The organism is Streptosporangium sp. NPDC049078 (genome assembly GCF_040648855.1).
Taxonomy (GTDB): Bacteria; Actinomycetota; Actinomycetes; order Streptosporangiales; family Streptosporangiaceae; genus Streptosporangium.
In genome coordinates this window covers 125885-143109 of sequence record NZ_JBEZEL010000024.1, presented here as the reverse complement: position 1 = coordinate 143109, position 17225 = coordinate 125885, and the positions used below count along the sequence as shown (strand labels likewise).

At 68.6% G+C, this 17225-nt stretch carries 17 protein-coding genes and 1 pseudogene; 9 read left to right on the top strand and 9 right to left on the bottom strand.

Translation table 11 applies throughout. From position 1 onward, the window contains the following. Positions 1-33: 33 nt before the first annotated feature. Positions 34-741: a redox-sensing transcriptional repressor Rex gene (locus tag AB0B90_RS34355; RefSeq protein ID WP_350942591.1), complete on the bottom strand. Its 708-nt coding sequence runs from the start codon at positions 739-741 to the stop codon at positions 34-36. 359 nt (positions 742-1100) lie between these two features. Between AB0B90_RS34355 and AB0B90_RS34350 the strand changes: the two genes are divergently transcribed. Then, positions 1101-1349 carry a glutaredoxin family protein gene (locus AB0B90_RS34350; RefSeq protein ID WP_350942589.1) on the top strand — a complete coding sequence of 83 codons (249 nt, stop codon included), beginning with the start codon at positions 1101-1103 and terminating at the stop codon, positions 1347-1349. A gap of 241 nt (positions 1350-1590) precedes the next feature. Here AB0B90_RS34350 and AB0B90_RS34345 read toward each other — a convergent pair whose 3' ends face one another. Beyond that, the gene (locus AB0B90_RS34345; protein WP_362926382.1) at positions 1591-3423 is read right to left on the bottom strand and encodes an antibiotic biosynthesis monooxygenase; all 1833 of its coding nucleotides are present in this window, start codon (positions 3421-3423) and stop codon (positions 1591-1593) included. A 202-nt stretch (positions 3424-3625) separates the two neighbouring features. Here AB0B90_RS34345 and AB0B90_RS34340 point away from each other — a divergent pair, with 202 nt between their 5' ends. The 3 genes from AB0B90_RS34340 to AB0B90_RS34330 all read left to right on the top strand — a co-directional run bounded on the left by AB0B90_RS34340 (position 3626) and on the right by AB0B90_RS34330 (position 6296). Further along, the gene (locus AB0B90_RS34340; protein ID WP_362926381.1) at positions 3626-4270 is read left to right on the top strand and encodes a sigma-70 family RNA polymerase sigma factor; all 645 of its coding nucleotides are present in this window, start codon (positions 3626-3628) and stop codon (positions 4268-4270) included. 247 nt (positions 4271-4517) lie between these two features. Beyond that, entirely contained in the window at positions 4518-5105 is a 588-nt protein-coding gene (locus AB0B90_RS34335; RefSeq protein ID WP_350942586.1) for a DUF5667 domain-containing protein, read from the top strand. 393 nt (positions 5106-5498) lie between these two features. Beyond that, the gene (locus AB0B90_RS34330; protein ID WP_350943544.1) at positions 5499-6296 is read left to right on the top strand and encodes an HAD-IB family hydrolase; all 798 of its coding nucleotides are present in this window, start codon (positions 5499-5501) and stop codon (positions 6294-6296) included. 65 nt (positions 6297-6361) lie between these two features. Here the strand turns inward: AB0B90_RS34330 and AB0B90_RS34325 are convergent, their stop codons facing one another. The 7 genes from AB0B90_RS34325 to proC form a co-directional block, all read right to left on the bottom strand. Beyond that, positions 6362-7234 carry a lysophospholipid acyltransferase family protein gene (locus AB0B90_RS34325; RefSeq protein WP_350942585.1) on the bottom strand — a complete coding sequence of 291 codons (873 nt, stop codon included), beginning with the start codon at positions 7232-7234 and terminating at the stop codon, positions 6362-6364. Further along, on the bottom strand, positions 7231-8256 hold the full coding sequence (locus AB0B90_RS34320) for an NAD-dependent epimerase/dehydratase family protein (protein WP_350942584.1): 1026 nt from the start codon (positions 8254-8256) through the stop codon (positions 7231-7233). The genes AB0B90_RS34325 and AB0B90_RS34320 overlap by 4 nt, the downstream gene beginning before the upstream one ends. A gap of 20 nt (positions 8257-8276) precedes the next feature. After that, positions 8277-8375: an AURKAIP1/COX24 domain-containing protein gene (locus AB0B90_RS34315; protein ID WP_018654693.1), complete on the bottom strand. Its 99-nt coding sequence runs from the start codon at positions 8373-8375 to the stop codon at positions 8277-8279. A gap of 301 nt (positions 8376-8676) precedes the next feature. Continuing rightward, on the bottom strand, positions 8677-8880 hold the full coding sequence (locus tag AB0B90_RS34310; protein ID WP_012887307.1) for a helix-turn-helix domain-containing protein: 204 nt from the start codon (positions 8878-8880) through the stop codon (positions 8677-8679). Between the two features lie 322 nt (positions 8881-9202). After that, positions 9203-10045, bottom strand: a complete 843-nt coding sequence (locus tag AB0B90_RS34305) for a phosphatase (protein WP_350942583.1) — start codon at positions 10043-10045, stop codon at positions 9203-9205. 13 nt (positions 10046-10058) lie between these two features. Then, complete coding sequence (locus AB0B90_RS34300; protein ID WP_362926380.1) at positions 10059-11222, bottom strand: acetoin utilization protein AcuC; 1164 nt, start codon at positions 11220-11222, stop codon at positions 10059-10061. A gap of 354 nt (positions 11223-11576) precedes the next feature. Beyond that, complete coding sequence (gene proC / locus AB0B90_RS34295; RefSeq protein WP_350942581.1) at positions 11577-12371, bottom strand: pyrroline-5-carboxylate reductase; 795 nt, start codon at positions 12369-12371, stop codon at positions 11577-11579. Between the two features lie 180 nt (positions 12372-12551). Here proC and AB0B90_RS34290 point away from each other — a divergent pair, with 180 nt between their 5' ends. The 5 genes and pseudogenes from AB0B90_RS34290 to AB0B90_RS34270 form a co-directional block, all read left to right on the top strand. Then, the gene (locus AB0B90_RS34290) at positions 12552-13040 is read left to right on the top strand and encodes a hypothetical protein (RefSeq protein ID WP_350942580.1); all 489 of its coding nucleotides are present in this window, start codon (positions 12552-12554) and stop codon (positions 13038-13040) included. Positions 13041-13183: 143 nt separating this feature from the next. Next, a complete protein-coding gene (gene dnaK, locus AB0B90_RS34285) occupies positions 13184-15055 on the top strand; it encodes a molecular chaperone DnaK (protein ID WP_350942579.1) in 1872 nt (623 codons plus the stop codon). A 28-nt stretch (positions 15056-15083) separates the two neighbouring features. Next, positions 15084-15701 (top strand): nucleotide exchange factor GrpE, encoded by a 618-nt coding sequence (gene grpE / locus AB0B90_RS34280; protein ID WP_350942577.1) that lies wholly within the window; start codon positions 15084-15086, stop codon positions 15699-15701. Between the two features lie 34 nt (positions 15702-15735). After that, complete coding sequence (gene dnaJ, locus AB0B90_RS34275) at positions 15736-16938, top strand: molecular chaperone DnaJ (RefSeq protein WP_350942576.1); 1203 nt, start codon at positions 15736-15738, stop codon at positions 16936-16938. 2 nt (positions 16939-16940) lie between these two features. Continuing rightward, positions 16941-17216, top strand: a pseudogene (locus tag AB0B90_RS34270) (helix-turn-helix transcriptional regulator); the annotation flags it as partial. Positions 17217-17225: the final 9 nt, after the last annotated feature.

Below are 17225 nucleotides of genomic sequence, written 5' to 3'. Positions count from 1 at the left end.
TGACGTGCCCGCCGACCCGTGTGCCATGCCTCTTCACAAGTCCACCGCCTCGGGCCACTCCTCGGCCATCACGGGCCCCCCAGTCATCCGATCCGCCTTGCGTTGCTCGTGGAACGCCAGGATCTGGAGTTCAATCGATAGGTCGACTTTACGGATATCCACGCCTTCTGGCACGGAAAGGACGACAGGGGCGAAGTTCAGGATGCTGGTGACCCCCATGGCGATGACCCGGTCGGCCACCTGCTGGGCCGCCGTGGCCGGTGTCGCAAGCACCACGATCGACACTCCCCGCCGTGTTATCACGGCTTCCAGCTCGTCGATGTGCTCCACATTCAATCCCGCGATGTGGTCGCCCACCACCTCGGGGTCCGCGTCGAGCAGCGCCGCGACCCTGAACCCGCGGGAGACGAACCCGCCGTAATTGGCGAGCGCACGCCCGAGGTTACCCACTCCGACGATGGCGACGGCCCAGTCCTGGGTGAGGCCCAGCTCGCGGGAGATCTGGTAGATGAGATATTCGACGTCGTAACCGACCCCGCGGGTGCCGTACGACCCCAGGTGGGAGAGATCCTTGCGCAGCTTGGCCGAGTTGACGCCCGCCGCGACGGCGAGGTCCTCCGAGCTCACGGTCGCCAGGCCACGCTCGGCCATGCCGTTCAGCGCTCGCAGATAGAGCGGCAGCCGGGCGACGGTCGCCTCGGGGATGCCGCGGTCGCGGGCTTGGGACAGACGGCGGATCACGTGCCGGAGCTCCAGGGGGACAGGCGGCCGGCGCGGCCCGGACGCGACGGATGACGAGGTGAAACCACTGTCATTCAGGTTAGTCCTTTTGTGAACCGATGCACAAAGTGAGTGTTCACAATCTTGGCCGCACCCCCCGCCGGTCCTCTCCCCGCCCCCTCGCCAGGCCTCGAACCTGCGCGTCTTCACCCGCTCGTCAGGCCCGGACCTGTGCGTCTTCGCCCGCTCACCAGGTCCAGGACCCGCGCCTCCCACGGACACACGCCCCGTTCCGCCGGGCCTCTCCCCGCCCCGGACCGGATCTTCACCGCTCGCCACGAGAGTCGGCGCGGCGCCGCGATTCGGCTACCGTGACGGTCATGTCACCGCGAGACCATCGCATCACCCTGCTCGGCAAACCCGGTTGCCACCTGTGCGACGACGCACGGGCGGTGATCGAGCGGGTCGCCACCGAACTCGGCGTCCCGTGGGAGGAGCGCGACATCACGGCCTCCGCCGAGGATGAGGCCCGCTACTGGGAGATGATCCCGGTCACCCTCGTCGACGGGGTGCAGCACGACTTCTGGCGCGTCGACGAGAGCCGTCTCCGCGCCGCCCTCGGCGCCTGAGGGCCTCGGCACCTGAGGACAAGGACGCTCTTCGTCCCTGAACGGCGCCGCTCGTCCCCAAGGTCGTTTCCCGAGTCTCCCGCGATGCGCGACACGGCCGCAGCGCCCCGGCGGATGGGCGGCCGACGTGATCGCCCCCGGCCGTCGCCGGAAAAACGTGATCACCCCCGGCCCGGTGGAGGATCGGTCCGATCACCACCATCGGACGCCCGCCGGCCGACCCCACGCGGCCGGCCCGCGTTCACGGCCTGAAGGCCATCGGAAGCGGCATCACCTTCGCGGCGTTCACTGTGAGTTCGATCACATTGGTGGCGAGCACCATCGTCTGACGCTCGGTGACGAAACGTTGCGTGTGGGACTGGCGCTGGTGGTCGGCGTAGGCGACCTCGTCACGGTAGAGCTCGTAGACGATGCGCTGAAGGGGCGCCGACTTCACCGAGTGACAGGTGTAGACGAGCGTGTCCGGCTCGGAGCGGCGTACCGAATCGACGGTCTCCTCGGCGAGCCGGTCGAACCTCTCGCCCGTGCCGTCGAGCAGCGTGAAGACGGTGAGCAGGCCGAAGATGCTCGGTGATGGACGGTTCGAGCCGCCCGGCAGGTCACCGGCGCCCCCCGGCATTCCCGGACCGCCCGGATAGAGGGCGCCGGTCGAGGGAGAGGCGCCGCCGAACGGCTGCTCGTAGCCGGGGGAGCCCTCCCGGTCATATCCCCTGGACCCTCCGCGTCCCCGCTCGGAGCCCGGGGAGGGCGCGCCGCCGAACGCCTGGTCGGCGGGCATGGGCTGGAGGCTGCCCTGCCTGCCGGCGCCCGGCACGCCCGGCATGCCGAACTCCCCGGTGCCGGGACCCGCGGACCTGCCGAACTCCCCCGTACCCCCGGGGCTGCCGAACTCCCCGGTGCCTCCTGGTCTGCCGAACTCCCCGGTGCCAGGGCCCGCGGACCTGCCGGACCCCGGGGCACCGTGCCTGCCGAACTCATGGGCGGGGATGTTGTACTCCCCTGTCGCGGGACCGGGGCTCGACATGCCGAACTGACCGGTCACCGGCGGCGGTGACTGCCTTCCGGGATCACCGCCGCGCCTGCCCGGGTCGGCGGCGGGCGGCATTCCGTACTCGCCCGCCATGAACATCCCCGTGGCCGGACCACCGAACCTGTCGTCGCCCTGGGAGGGCTGCTGCCGCATGCGCGCAGCGTAGTCGACGTCCTGCTCGCCCGCCCGATACTCGGCCACAAGGTCGCCGAGACCGGAGCGGCGCGGCGTCTCCTCGGCCGGAGTCCGGGCGGGAGGGGTCTCCGGGGTCACGCGACGGCCGGCGACCTGCACGTCACGGGGCTGGTACTCGGGGCGACGGGGCGCAGGGCGGTCCTCCCACTCGTCGCCCTCCTCCTCGTCGTCGTCCTCGTAGGGCGCGAGCGGGCGCAGCACGACGTACCAGACCGCGGCGGCGGTGACGAAGAGCAGAAGCGCGGTGAACATCCCGGGCACCGCGAAGCTGACGGCACCGACGAGGGCGAGGCCGGTGGGAGCGAGCACCAGGAGCGCGTGCATGTTGTCGGCGTCGTAGTCGTCACCGCCGCGCCAGCGGACGACCGCGAAGACCAGCCCGCCCAGCAGCACGAGCGCGACGATCACATGGACGGCGAGGAGCAGGGAGGCCGGAGGCAGGCCCCAGTGGCGACCACCCAGCGGGAGGGCCTTGGTGAAGTCCTTCTCCTGCAGGACGGGGTCGACCGCGAGGATCACCGTTGCGATGACGGTGAGGGCGATCCCCAGGAGCCAGGAGGAGAATCTGACCGCACTCTTACGGGCCAGTAACTGGATGACCCCGACGATCAGCCACAGGGGCGCCAGCATGGATCCGGTCAGTTGATAAATCCGGAACGTGCCCGTCCCAAACCCGATCAAATAGCCGGTGGCGATTACTCCCAGTGAGACGGCGAGAGACGCCGTCGTGATGCTCCAGGCGATCAGCCAGCCCTTGGGCTCACTGCGGAGACGGCTGATGAGAGCGCCGGTGGCGATGGCTGCGAGCAATGCACCGGCGAAGGCGATGACAGCGACGAGGACTTCCATGGTGTCTCCAATGCTGCCGGACATTACCCCCCAACCGGTAGCCGAACCCTGAGTCGGCTCCCGGAGCCGGTCCGAAACGACCGACCCAACACCGTATACGGCGGTTACCCCCAGTCACGACATTCCAAAGTGGATTGTGGAATTACTAGATGATTTCTAGAGTGAGCGAGCACGCCGTACCCCCTCCCCTCAGGGATACCGGATGCCTGAAACGTGGCCGCTCGCCGGGCACCTCTCTACGACGACCGGGGTAACCCGACCCGTCCGCAGCAGCGACCTCACCGTGCGTGAGGATGCCTCCGAAGAACTCCGGAGGCTCGTTTTGCGTGCCAAGACCGGAGACTCGGATGCTTTTGGCACGCTCTATGATCGTTACCTCACCCTGGTGTACCGCTACATCTACTTCCGGGTCGGCTCACATCCGCTGGCCGAGGATCTCACGAGCGAGACCTTTCTCCGCGCGCTCCGCAGGATCACGGACTTCACCTGGCAGGGGCGTGATTTCGGCGCCTGGCTCGTGACCATCGCGAGAAACCTGATCACCGATCACTTCAAGTCCGGCAGATACCGTCTTGAGGTCACGACGGCCGAGGTGGTCGACACCCCGCTCGACGGCCCGCACATCCCGGAGAACGCCGTCGTCACCGCGATGATCAGCGACCGGGTGCTCACCGCCGTCCGCGATCTCGGCCCCGAGCAGCAGGAGTGCGTGGTGCTGCGCTTCCTGCACGGCATGTCACTGGCGGAGACCGCGCTCATCATGGGCAAGAAGAGCGGCGCCATCAAGGCGCTCCAGTTCCGCGCGATCCGCGCCCTGGCCCGCGCGCTGCCCCCGGACCTCAGCTGACACCTGCACGCCGGCGCCGCCCCCGGTCGGCTCCAGCCCTCCGGTGCGGCCGCCATGCCGGGGACGAGGTTCCCATGCCGATACGGCGCAGCGCGTAACCTGCCGTGCCGAGTCGTCGTTAGGCAAGTGACACCGATGGATCATGAGCTGGGGGCGGCAGGGAGCGTTCATGGGGAAGTGGCTGCCTGGATTCTCACGGAGGTCGCAGGCACGCATCCAAAACCGTGTTTCACGGCTGGGAGCCCGCATGACGGCCGGCCCCCGGCCCGAGTTCAACGCCAGGCTCCGTGAGCAGCTCACCCGCCCCCCTCAGGCAGAGGACACCGCCGAGCGGCGCCCGGCGGGCCCCCGCCACTCCCGGCGGAGATCCCGTGCGGGACTTTTCCCGCAACTGCTCAGCACCGCCCTGGTGGTCGCGATGGTCGCGTCCGTGATGGGGACCTACCGGTCGATGCCCGGTGACACCTTCTATCCGCTCAAGCGCGCCGCCGAGAACACACTGTTCCACCTGAGCAGCGACGACGCCGAGCGGGCCGACCGCTCCTTCGGCTACGCCGAGACCCGCGCCCGTGAGGTCAAGGAACTCCTGGGCTCCGGCGAGGGCGAGAAGGTGATCGGGGAGACCCTTCAGGCCATGGAGGACACCACCCGCTCCGCGGTGACCTCCCTGCGGCAGATACGGCGCCGCGACTCCACGCGCACCAGGGAGCTCAAGCGCTTCGTCCAGAAACAGCGCACCCAGATCACCGGGATGATCCCCAAGATGGGCGCGGAGAACCAGCGCAAGGCCCACGTCTATCTCAACTACATCGAGGGCCTCGCCCCGCCCGATTAACGGTTCCCCCAGGAACGGGCATTCACCGAGGTCTCCGGCACGTGCGAGGGTTCGCGGCAGCCTCGAAAATGGTTCCCGGGCCGCCCCTCACGCGGGGAGAGCCGGACAGAGGTCCCGCCCGTCCACGACCGCGCGACCGTCACGTCCGACGCGTGCCTCACCGGGCCGGAAAACCCGACTCCACCGGGCTCGCGCGATGCCGCATGACCGTCGTACGACGCCAAGACGTCACATCCGGCTAACACGGACGCTACCGATCTCACCACTCTGTCGCGGTTAAGCTGAGTGGCTATGAGGCGGCTACTACGACGGCGGGACCAGGCGGGAACAGCCGGTCGGGCGACGGTGGGGGAGATCGCGGCCGGCGAGGTCGCGGCCGCGGCCGCCGTCGCGATGCCGATGGCCGAGCCCGACCCGGTGTCCGCGGCCTTCTTCGACGTCGACAACACCATGATGCGCGGCGCCTCCATCTACCACTTCGCCCGCGGTCTCGCCTCCAGGGGCCTGTTCACCAGCAGGGATCTGTTCAGGTTCGCGCTCGGCCAGTTGATCTTCCGGGTCCGTGGCGACGAGAACCCCGCGCACATCGAGGAGGCCAGGGAGACCGCGCTCGCGTTCGTGGCGGGCAACAAGGTCGAGGAGATCGTCCGGCTCGGCGAGGAGATCTACGACGAGGTGATGGCCGACCGTATCTGGGCGGGCACCCGCGCCATCGCGCAGGCGCACCTCGACGCCGGCCAGCGGGTCTGGCTGGTCACCGCGACCCCGGTGGAACTGGCCCGTGTGATCGCCCAGCGTCTCGGGCTGACCGGCGCGCTCGGCACCGTCGCGGAGACCGAGAACGGCGTCTACACCGGCCGCCTCGTCGGTGACCTGCTTCACGGCCCCGCCAAGGCGGAGGCCGTGCGGGCCCTGGCCCGCAGGGAGGGTCTCGACCTGTCCCGCTGTTCCGCCTACAGCGACTCGGCCAACGACCTGCCCCTGCTCTCCCTGGTCGGCCACGCCACCGCGATCAACCCCGATGCCGAGCTGCGCGAGTTCGCCCGGCAGAACAGCTGGGACATCAAGGACTTCCGTACGGGACGCAAGGCGACCATGGTCGGCCTGCCCATCGCGGCGGGCGCGGGTGCCCTCGCGGGCGGTATCGCCGCCGCCGTCGCCCTGCGCCGCCTCTACCGCTCCGGCCGCTGAGGACTGTTTCTCCCTTCGCGGTACAGCCGCGGTGCCGTGAGAGTGCCGTGAGACCTCGGAAGGGCTCAGAAGAAGGGCGGGAAGGCGTGACCGCGCCTGAGCCTGAGCTCGTCGAGCCGCTGCTGGACGGACTCCCTCACCTGGTCGGTGAGGTTGAAGACCAGCATGGGGTCGTCGGCGTCGGTGGGGTCGAGTTCGTCGGTGCGGATCGGCTCGCCAAAGCCGATCATCCATTTGGACGGGAGCGGGACCAGCCCGAGAGGCCCGAACCAGGGGAACAGCGGCGTGATCGGCAGGTAGGGCAGGCCGAAGGCCCTGGCGAGGAGGCGCAGGTCGCCGATCTTGGGGTAGATCTCCTCCGCGCCCACGATGGCGCAGGGAACGATCGGCACACCCGCGCGGATGGCGGAGGCGACGAACCCACCCCGGCCGAAGCGCTGTAGCCGATAGCGATCGGAGAACGGCTTGCCGACCCCCTTGAACCCCTCGGGGAAGACACCGACGATCTGGCCCTTGCGGAGCAACCGGTCGGCGTCGTCGCGGCAGGCGAGGGTGTGGCCGGTCTTGCGGGAGAGGTGGCCGAGCACCGGGAGCCGGTAGACCAGGTCGGCCCCCAGGAGACGGAGCGCGCGACGCTCGGGGTGGTCGTCGTACAGGGCCACCTGGAGCATGAGCCCGTCGAGGGGGAGGGTGCCCGAGTGGTTGGCCACGATCAGGGCTCCGGAGTCACCGGGTACGTTGCGCATGCCGAAGGTCTCGGTGCGGAACCAGCGGTGATACAGCGGGCGGATCAGTTCCAGGAGCACCTTGTCGGTGAGCTCGGCGTCGAACCCGAACTCGTCGACCTCGTACTCTCCGGTCAGGCGACGGCGCAGGAAGGCGAGCGTCTCGGCCAGCCGGTGGTCGCCGTCCCCACTGCCGTTCGCCGTATCGCTCACCCCGGCACCGGCCGGGACACCATGTCCGCCAGGGCGGAGGGCAGGCCCCCTGACAGGTCACGCGCGCGGATGAAGTCCTCGAAGGCGGCGGCGGTGGAGAATTTCGGCTTCCAGCCGAGAGCCGTGCACAGCGCGGTGGTGTCGACCACGCGTCCGTGGCACATCAGGCGGAGTTGCTCGGGAGAGAAACCGACCAGTCCCGCGCTCCGGGCGAGCTCGCCCATGAAACGGAAGACGGGGGAGGGGACGGGCATCGAGAGCAGGTCCGCCCTGCGCGCGCACTGCGACAGCAGCAGCACGCCGTCTCCGGCCACGTTGAACGTGCCCGGGTGGTCTTCCATCGCCATCCGCCTCAGCACCTCGACCGCGTCGTCCTCGTGGACGAACTGCAGCCGCGGGTCGAACCCGAACACGGTCGGCAGGACGGGCTGGGTGAAGTAACGCGTCAGCGGTGAGTCGACGCCTGGTCCCATGAAGTTGGCGAACCTGAGCGTCGACACCGCCACATCGCGCCGCCGTCTGGCGAAACCGCGGACGTAGCCCTCCACTTCGGAGGCGTCCTTGGCGTAGCCACGGCTCGGAGGCTCTCCCGGCTCGGCGTCCTCGGTGAAGACCGCGGGGTCGTGCGGGGAGGAACCGTAGACGGCGGTGGTCGATCGCACGACGACACGGCGAACCGTCGCGGACCGCTGACAGGCACCGAGCAACTGCATGGTGCCGATGACGTTGTGTTCCTTCATGAGCGCTCGGCCACCACTCCGGGGAGGGGCGCTCACCAGACTCATGTGAACGACGGTGTCGATGTCGGCGGCCGCGATCACCTGGGCGATGTCGGGGCTGCGCAGATCGACGCGGACGAACTCCGTCCGGCCGAGAGGTACGCCGCCATCACGTGAGAGCGAGGGCGGCGGCACCGTATCCACTCCGATGACCCGGTCGATGTCCGGGTCATCCGCGAGAACGCTCGCCACTCGGGCGCCGATGTGGCGCGAGACCCCGGTGACAAGCACGGTGTGGGTCATCGGCGCCTCGCAGATCCGCGCTACTTCTTGTTACGCCGCTGGATGCGGGTCTTCTTCAGAAGCTTGCGGTGCTTCTTCTTCGCCATGCGCTTACGGCGCTTCTTGATCACAGAGCCCACGGGACCCCCAGGTAGCTGGTAGCCGAGATTGTCGAACCGGTGCGCGATAGCACACCGGCACAACAGACTACCGGCGATCCACGGTAGATCGCCCCTGGGGGGACCCCGGGCGCATGAACTCACGACGTGACGACCACGTCGCTACCCCGATGAGGCCAGGCCCGGCTCTCGCGCGGCCCTACCGGAGATCGTGCCCCGACAGACCGGAAAAGAGCAGGACCGTGAGCGGCCTGGCGCCTTCACCTCACGACCGGAACACTCCCCCCGGCCGCCCGGCTCGACGCGTCGAGCTCGCCCTGCCTCAACCTGCCTCGATGTAGGCATCCCTGAGATAATCGTGTACCGCCTGCTCCGGCACTCGGAAGGATCGACCGACCCGGATGGCCGGCAGCTCGCCCGAATGCACGAGTCGGTACACAGTCATCTTGGACACCCTCATGACAGTGGCCACTTCTGCCACCGTCAGGAACTTCACCTCGCTGAGAGGTCTTTCGCCTGCACCCATCGGACGCCTCTTCCGCACGTGTATCCGGGTTATCCCCACTGGTGCCATTGCTCACGCACGTGTACTGCCGTCAGCGTAAATCGGGACCCCTGCCACGCAAACCCCCTATTTTCTCAGCCCTCGGAGTCCCGCGTCAGCGAAACGCATGAAAACGCTGGCCAGCAGCCTGATCGTGCCTCCCGAATTGATCTTGGAACGGACCAACTGTCTCCCATTAGAGTCGCCCACAATCCCCAAAAAGTTGGCAAACGGGCGGCGAGGTAGGTGGAATGCAGGCGCGAAATGCCCGTATAGGGATGTCCTAATTTGCGCATCCCCCGTCTCAGAGGGCTCGCACGACCCTCTCGACCAGGTGGTGCGTCAGCGGTTCGTAATACCTCGGTAGCACGTTGTCATCGAGCGGGACGGTGACCGCGATCTTGCCCTCGGCCTCACCGACGAAGAGGGCGGGATCGTTGCTGTCGGCGAATCCGACCGTGAGGATGCCCGCCTCGCCCGCGGCCCCGGCCCAGCCGTGGTCGGCGATCACCAGATCGGGACGGTCGGCACCCAGCTCGGCGATCATGGCACGCATCGGGGCGGGGTCGTGCGTGTGCACGAAGGCGCCCTTGTCGTCGAGCATCGCGACGTCGTCCATGTAACGGATCTTGCGCCTGCGCCCGAAACCGCTGCCCCAGTACGACCAGCCCTCGGCCGGTGCCATCAGGGTCGCGCCGCGTGCCCTGAGCATCCGGCCCAGGGCCATGTGAACGGTGAGCAGGCCGGTGGGGTGCCCGGTGGCGATCAGGATCCTGGGGTTCTCCCCCTGGAGCACACCGGCGATCGTGTCGCCCATCTTCTCCGTCGCCTCGATCGTGCGATCGGGGTCGATGGTGTCCTGCCCCTCCCGGTGCCCGGGATCGGCCACGACCCCGGCCGACTTCGCCATCAGCTCCAGCACGTCCCGGTAGGACCACGCGCCGTCCATCGTCAGCCCGAACATGTAGTGCGGATCACGGTTGGAAAGCGACCGGTAGTGGTCCAGGTTGTTCTCCCGGCTGGTCGCCACATCACCGGCGATCCGGGTACGGATCAGGTGCTCGCGAAGCTCGGCTCGCGTTGTCGGCGACGCTTCGCGTCGCGGCTCGGGTGCTGGGAGGGGCACTTCGTCCTCGGTTTCGATCATCGGGGGCCATGGGTCACGGGAGGGGATCGAGCCCGTGGAAGGGGAAGACGGAGTTCCTCGTCGCCATGATGGCCCGGTCGATCGGGTCTGCTGGGTCATAACCAGCGGAGAAATCCGGAAATTCCGGATTTCGACCATCGGTGAGTGTCAACGGCGCCGTCTGGCCGGTCCGCTCCTTGACGAACGTGCGCCACGCCTCGGGGGTGGCCGTCCGGGGATCGAGGGGGTGGCCCGCCACCTCGGCGATCAGGTGGGTCCACGCCCGGGGCACCACCTGCACCAGCTCGTATCCCCCGCCACCCGTCACGATCCACCGCCCGCCCGCGGTCTCGTGGGCCAGCTCGTGCAGCGCCGCGTACGTGGCCCGCTGGCCGTCCAGGCTGAGCATGAGGTTGGCCAGCGGGTCGAGGGCGTGGCTGTCGCAGCCGTGCTGGGTGACCAGGATCTCGGGGGCGAACTCCCGCAGCAGCGGCGGAACCACCGCGTGGAAGGCCCTGAGCCAGCCGCTGTCGCCGCATCCGGCCGGCAGGGCCACATTGACCGCGCTGCCCTCCGCGCCACGCTCCTCGGGAAAACCGGTGCCGGGGAAGAGGGTGCGGGGGCTCTCGTGCAGGCTGATGGTGAGAACCCTGGGGTCGTCGTAGAACAGCGCCTGCACGCCGTCGCCGTGGTGCACGTCCACGTCCACGTAGGCGATCTTGGAAGCGCCCTGGGAGAGCAGCCACGCTATCGCCACGCCCGGGTCGTTGTAGACGCAGAAACCGCTCGCCACGGCGGCCATCGCATGGTGCAGGCCCCCCGCGACGTTGACCGCGTGCTCGGCCTCACCGCTCCACACCGCGCGGGCCGCCGCCAGGCTGGCACCGGTGATCAGCGCGGACGCCTCGTGGACCCCGGCGAAGGCGGGGTTGTCCGTGGTACCGAGCCCGTGGGCCACGTCGGGCCGCCCGGTGGCGGAGACCCGCTTGACGGCCTCGATGTAGTCGCGCCGGTGAACGAGGGCCAGCTCGTCGTCGGTGGCGGGCGCGCAACCGCTCATCTCCACCTGGTCCAGCACGCCGAGCTCCCCGGCCAGCGCCATGGTCAGCTCCACCCGTACGGGCGCGAGCGGGTGTTCGGGGCCGAAGTCGTACGAGGTGAGCGCATCGTCCCAGACAACCCGCACGGACCGGCTCATGGGCACTCCCTGTCTGGTCGCGACGCCACACGTCACGGCCCGATCTTCCTGCTCCCGGCTCGACGTTACCGCACGTGTACGGAATGGCGTTTACGCAGCCGTCTTGGAGGACGTGCCTGTTTTCATCTGAGCGAAATATCTCGATTTATTGCTTTAACAGGCACGTTGAGCAGGTCCCTCCTGAACGGCGGACGTTCCTGGGGTCGCCATACCTCCTGACGAGGAGGTCGGGTGGAGGAGACCCCGCACGGTCCTCTGACCGCGGGAGGCGCGCGGGAGGAGACGGGGTCGCCGCCTCCGCCGAGGCGACCAGGCGGTCGGCCGGCCGCGGAAAGCGTACGGGAGGAGACGGGATCAGCCCTCGGCGAGCTGGCGCCCCCGGTCCCTGGCGGCCTCGATGGCGGCGAGGAAGGCGGCACGGACGCTGTGCCGCTCCAGCTCGGCGATCGCCGCGATCGTCGTACCGCCCGGGGAGGTGACCGCCTCGCGGAGGATCACGGGGTGCTCCCCCGAGTCACGAAGCATGATCGCCGCTCCGACGATCGACTGGGTGACCATGTCGAGGGCGGCGGCACGGGGCATGCCGAGCAGGATGCCGGCGTCGACCATCGCCTCGACCAGGTAGAAGAAGTAGGCGGGGCCACTGCCGGAAAGGGCCGTGGCGGCGTCCTGCTGCGACTCGGGGATGCGCAGCACCTTGCCGACCGGGCTGAACAGGTCCTCGGCACGCCTGAGGTGCTCCTCGGAGGCGTGGGCGCCCGCCGAGATCACGCTCATCGCCTCGTCGACCAGCACCGGTGTGTTGGACATGACCCGGACCACCGGGATGTCGGCGCCGAGCCTCGACTCGACGAACGAGGTCGTGATCCCCGCCGCCGCCGAGACGACCAGGCGGTCGGCCGGGATGTGCCCCGCGATCTCGGCGAGCAGGGACCCCATGTCCTGCGGCTTGACCGCGAGGATGATCGTGTCCGCGTCCTTCGCCGCCTCGGCGTTGGAGGCGACCCGCACGCCGTACCGCTCCGCGAGGGCCTGGCCGCGCTCGGCACGCCGTGCCGTCGCGATCACGTCGCCCGGCTTGAACCCGGCTCTGAGCAGCCCGGACAGCAGGGCCTCTCCCATCTTGCCGGTGCCAAGAATCGCGATCATGTGAGCACCTCGAAATCGTGGATCGGAACTCCCCGCAGCCTATCGGCCCCGCCACCGGCGGGAATCATCCCGTGTATGAGTCGAAGGCGACGGGTGACCATCCGTCCCGGCGGTCTTACCGGGACGACATCGGGGTGTCCTGAACCGCCCGGGAGCCCGATCCGTCTTAGGGGTATGCGTATGATCGCGACCTCTATCCTGGCCGGAAGTCTTCTGCTGGCGCTGGGCTGCGGCACCGAACCCAGCGCCACCGTCACCACCTCCCCCTCGCGTCCGGCGAGTCAGACCACCTCCGTCCCGGGCAGCCCCTCCGAGCCGGCGGCCCACACCGTGGCTCCCCGGGAGGAGCCCACGACGAGCGGCACCCCGAAACCGACGAAACCCGAGGGCCACACCGACAATCCCCGCAAGGTGCGGTGGCTGACGGCCAAGCCGTCCAAGGACGGCCGTAGCCTGCGGATCGTCTGGTGGTCCGGGGTGGAGCCGTGCAACGTGCTTGACCGGGTCACCGTGCGCGAGACCTCCAAGCGGGTGACCGTCACCCTCTGGGAGGGCCCGAGCAGCAAGGCGCAGAACGTCGCCTGCATCGAGATCGCCATCCAGAAGGTGACGACCGTCAAGCTCAAGAAGCCCCTCGGCGCGCGCAAGGTGGTCGACGGCGCCCGCTGACACGCCTTCGCCTTCCTCCCGAAATCGGGAATGCCGCCGCGCGTCAGAAGGTTGAGCCCAGTAGACTCAAGTCGTTTGACAAACCTCACACGAGGTTCCACTATGAGTCCCATCGACTCAACTTTGACTACAAGGACGTACTCATGGCACGTGCGGTAGGTATCGACCTGGGGACGACCAACTCCGTCGTCTCGATTCTCGAGGGCGGTGAGCCCACCGTCATCGCCAACTCTCAGGGTTCGCGGACCACGCCGTCCGTGGTCGCGTTCGCGAAGAACGGCGAGGTCCTCGTCGGCGAGGTCGCCAAGCGGCAGGCCGTCACCAACGTGGACCGGACGATTCGCTCGGTCAAGCGCGAGATGGGCACCAACTGGTCCGTCGAGATCGACGGCAAGAAGTCCAACCCGCAGCAGATCAGCGCGTTCGTCCTGCAGAAGCTGAAGCAGGACGCGGAAGCCTACCTGGGCGAGAAGATCACCGACGCGGTGATCACCGTTCCCGCCTACTTCAACGACGCCCAGCGCCAGGCCACCCAGGAAGCCGGCACCATCGCCGGCCTGAACGTGCTGCGCATCATCAACGAGCCCACCGCGGCCGCGCTGGCGTACGGCCTGGACAAGGAGAAGGACGAGACCATCCTCGTCTTCGACCTCGGCGGCGGCACCTTCGACGTGTCCCTGCTCGACGTCGGCCAGGAGGACGGCCACGGCTTCGTCGAGGTCAAGGCCACCAGCGGCGACAACCACCTCGGTGGTGACGACTGGGACCAGCGCGTCGTGGACGAGCTGGCCAACCGGTTCAAGAACGCGCACGGTGTCGACCTGACCAAGGACAAGATGGCCCTGCAGCGCCTGCGCGAGGCAGCGGAGAAGGCCAAGATCGAGCTCTCCAGCCAGTCGGAGACCTCCATCAACCTTCCCTACATCACCGCCTCGGCCGAGGGTCCCCTCCACCTGGAGGAGAAGCTCACCCGCGCCGAGTTCCAGCGGATCACCGCCGACCTCCTCGAGCGGTGCAAGGGCCCGTTCAACCAGGTCGTCAAGGACGCCGGGATCAAGGTCTCCGACATCGCCCACGTGGTGCTCGTCGGCGGCTCGACCCGCATGCCCGCCGTGGCCGAGCTCGTCAAGGAGCTGACCGCGGGCCGGGAGCCCAACAAGGGCGTCAACCCGGACGAGGTCGTGGCCATCGGCGCCGCCCTGCAGGCCGGTGTGCTCAAGGGCGAGGTCAAGGACGTCCTGCTGCTCGACGTGACCCCGCTGAGCCTGGGCATCGAGACCAAGGGCGGGATCTTCACCAAGATCATCGAGCGTAACACCACGATCCCGACCAAGCGCTCCGAGGTCTTCACCACGGCCGAGGACAACCAGCCGTCGGTGCAGATCCAGGTCTACCAGGGCGAGCGCGAGATCGCCGCGTACAACAAGAAGCTGGCCACCTTCGAGCTGACCGGCATCGCCCCGGCGCCGCGCGGCATCCCGCAGATCGAGGTCACCTTCGACATCGACGCCAACGGCATCGTCAACGTCTCCGCCAAGGACCTCGGCACCGGCAAGGAGCAGACGATGACGATCACCGGCGGCTCCGCGCTGCCGAAGGACGACATCGAGCGCATGATGCGCGAGGCCGAGTCCTACGCCGAGGAGGACAAGAAGCGTCGCGAGGAGGCCGAGGTCCGCAACAACGCCGACTCGCTCGTCTACCAGACCGAGAAGTTCCTCGGCGAGAACGCCGAGAAGGTCCCGGACGACATCAAGACCGAGGTCAACGAGGCCGTCGCCGAGCTCAAGAAGGCTCTGGAGGGCACCGACTCGTCCGTGATCCGCACCTCCGCGGAGAAGCTCGCCACGGTCAGCCAGAAGATGGGATCCGCCATCTACGCCCAGGCGCAGGGGTCCGAGACCCCGACCGGCGCTCCCGGCGCGGACGCCACCGACGGGCAGAAGGCCGACGAGGACGTGGTCGAGGCCGAGATCGTGGACGACGAGCCGAAGCGCGACAACGGCGCCAAGTGACGGCCGGAACGCCGAGGGGAGCACCAGCGTGAGCACGCGCGAGAACGGTTCCGAGGAGGAGCCGGTGATCCGCGACAACCGGAAGATAGACCCGGAGACGGGGCAGATACGCGAGACGAAGCCGGCCGAGACCACGGGCCAGAACGACAGGGAGCAGACGACCGACAAGTCGTCGTCCTCCCTGGCGTCCGACCTGGCCTCGATCGAGCTGGCCACCCAGCTCGCCGAGCGCACCGCGGACCTGCAGCGTCTTCAGGCCGAATATTCCAACTATCGCAAGCGGGTCGAGCGAGACCGCGTGGCCGTCAAGGAGCAGGCGGTGGCCGGCGTACTGGCCGAGTTGCTGCCGGTCCTCGACGACATCGGCCGGGCCCGTGACCACGGGGAGCTGACCGGCGGTTTCGCCAAGGTGAGCGAATCACTGGAGGCGGCCACCGGGAAGCTGGGGCTGAGCACCTACGGCACCAAGGGCGAGCCGTTCGACCCGACGGTGCACGAGGCCCTGATGCACAGCTACTCCCCCGACGTCACGGAGCCGACGTGCGTGGAGATCCTGCAGCCCGGTTACCGGATCGGCGAGCGAGTGCTCCGCCCCGCGCGCGTCGCGGTCGCGGAGCCAGAAGAGCCCGCCGCGGACGACAACTGACACCCCCACATCTGATCTCTGAGAAGGAACGTAGATGAGCACCAAGGACTACCTGGAGAAGGACTACTACGCCGTCCTTGGTGTGCCCAAGACCGCTACGGCCGATGAGATCAAGAAGGCGTACCGGAAGCTGGCCAGGCAGTATCACCCGGACGCCAACCCCGGAAGCTCGGCGACCTCCGAGAGCACCGCGAAGTTCAAGGAGGTCTCCGAGGCGTACGACATCCTTTCCGACACCAAGCGCCGCAAGGAGTACGACGAGGCGCGGACGCTGTTCGGATCGGGTCTCGGCGGTTACGCCGGTGGCGGGGGGGCTCCGCGCTCGGGTGGCTTCCCGTTCGACCTGGGGGACCTGTTCGGGGGGACCGGCCAGCAGCAACACCAGGGCGGCACCGGAGAGCGCATCGGCGACATCTTCGGTGGGCTCTTCAACCGGGGCGGCGCGAGCCGCCCCGGGGGGACGACGAGCAGGGCGCGGCGCGGCCAGGACATCGAGTCCGAGGTCACGCTCTCCTTCTCCGAGGCGGTGGAGGGCACCACGGTGTCGCTCCGCCTGACCAGTTCCTCCGCGTGCACCGGATGCGGAGGAACCGGCGCCAAGGCCGGAACCACCCCACGGGTCTGCCCGACCTGCGAGGGCACCGGGGCGGCCAGCCGCAACCTCGGCAACTTCGCCTTCTCCGAGCCGTGCCGCGACTGCAAGGGCCGCGGCCTGCTGGTGGACGACCCGTGCCCGGTGTGCGACGGGAGCGGGCGGGGTAAGAGCACCCGCACGATCCAGGCCCGCATCCCGGCGGGGGTCGGCGACAACCAGCGCATCAAGATCAAGGCCAAGGGCGCACCCGGCGAGAACGGTGGTCCTGCCGGTGACCTCTACGTCCAGATCCACGTCAAGCCGCACCCCGTGTTCGGCCGGACGGGAGAGAACCTGACGGTCACCGTCCCGGTCACCTTCACCGAGGCCGCACTGGGCGCCGAGATCAAGGTGCCGATCCTCAAGGGGCTGCCGGTCACCCTGCGCATCCCCGAGGGCACCCCGAACGGCCGCACCTTCCGGGTGCGCGGCAGGGGCGTGGCGCGCAAGGACGGCACCAAGGGCGACCTGCTCGCCACGATCGAGGTTCTGGTGCCGCAACAGCTGGAAGACAAGGCGAGAGGCGCCCTTGAGGACTTCCGCGACGCCACCTCGGGTGGTGACCCGCGGGCGGACCTGATCGAACAGGCCAGAAGCGAGTAGCCATGGAAGCCAACTACTTCGATCTGTCGGACGACACACCCGTCTACGTGATCTCGGTGGCCGCCCAGCTGTCGGGTCTGCACCCGCAGACCCTGCGCCAGTACGACCGTCTCGGCCTGGTCAGTCCAGGCCGTACGGCCGGTCGCGGACGCCTGTACTCCACCCGCGACATCATGATGCTCCGCGAGGTCCAGCGGCTCTCCCAGGAGGAGGGCATCAACCTCGCGGGCATCAAGCGAATCCTCGTCCTCGAAACGGAGGCCATGCGCCTGCGTGACGAGAACCAC

Excerpts from the sequence above, each read along its gene's own strand:
- AB0B90_RS34350 (WP_350942589.1), top strand. The coding sequence starts at position 1,101 with ATGTCACCGCGAGACCATCGCATCACCCTGCTCGGCAAACCCGGTTGC.
- AB0B90_RS34345 (WP_362926382.1), bottom strand. The coding sequence starts at position 3,423 with ATGGAAGTCCTCGTCGCTGTCATCGCCTTCGCCGGTGCATTGCTCGCA.
- AB0B90_RS34340 (WP_362926381.1), top strand. The coding sequence starts at position 3,626 with ATGCCTGAAACGTGGCCGCTCGCCGGGCACCTCTCTACGACGACCGGG.
- AB0B90_RS34335 (WP_350942586.1), top strand. The coding sequence starts at position 4,518 with ATGACGGCCGGCCCCCGGCCCGAGTTCAACGCCAGGCTCCGTGAGCAG.
- AB0B90_RS34330 (WP_350943544.1), top strand. The coding sequence starts at position 5,499 with ATGCCGATGGCCGAGCCCGACCCGGTGTCCGCGGCCTTCTTCGACGTC.
- AB0B90_RS34320 (WP_350942584.1), bottom strand. The coding sequence starts at position 8,256 with ATGACCCACACCGTGCTTGTCACCGGGGTCTCGCGCCACATCGGCGCC.
- AB0B90_RS34310 (WP_012887307.1), bottom strand. The coding sequence starts at position 8,880 with ATGGGTGCAGGCGAAAGACCTCTCAGCGAGGTGAAGTTCCTGACGGTG.
- AB0B90_RS34305 (WP_350942583.1), bottom strand. The coding sequence starts at position 10,045 with ATGATCGAAACCGAGGACGAAGTGCCCCTCCCAGCACCCGAGCCGCGA.
- AB0B90_RS34300 (WP_362926380.1), bottom strand. The coding sequence starts at position 11,222 with ATGAGCCGGTCCGTGCGGGTTGTCTGGGACGATGCGCTCACCTCGTAC.
- proC (WP_350942581.1), bottom strand. The coding sequence starts at position 12,371 with ATGATCGCGATTCTTGGCACCGGCAAGATGGGAGAGGCCCTGCTGTCC.
- AB0B90_RS34290 (WP_350942580.1), top strand. The coding sequence starts at position 12,552 with ATGATCGCGACCTCTATCCTGGCCGGAAGTCTTCTGCTGGCGCTGGGC.
- dnaK (WP_350942579.1), top strand. The coding sequence starts at position 13,184 with ATGGCACGTGCGGTAGGTATCGACCTGGGGACGACCAACTCCGTCGTC.
- dnaJ (WP_350942576.1), top strand. The coding sequence starts at position 15,736 with ATGAGCACCAAGGACTACCTGGAGAAGGACTACTACGCCGTCCTTGGT.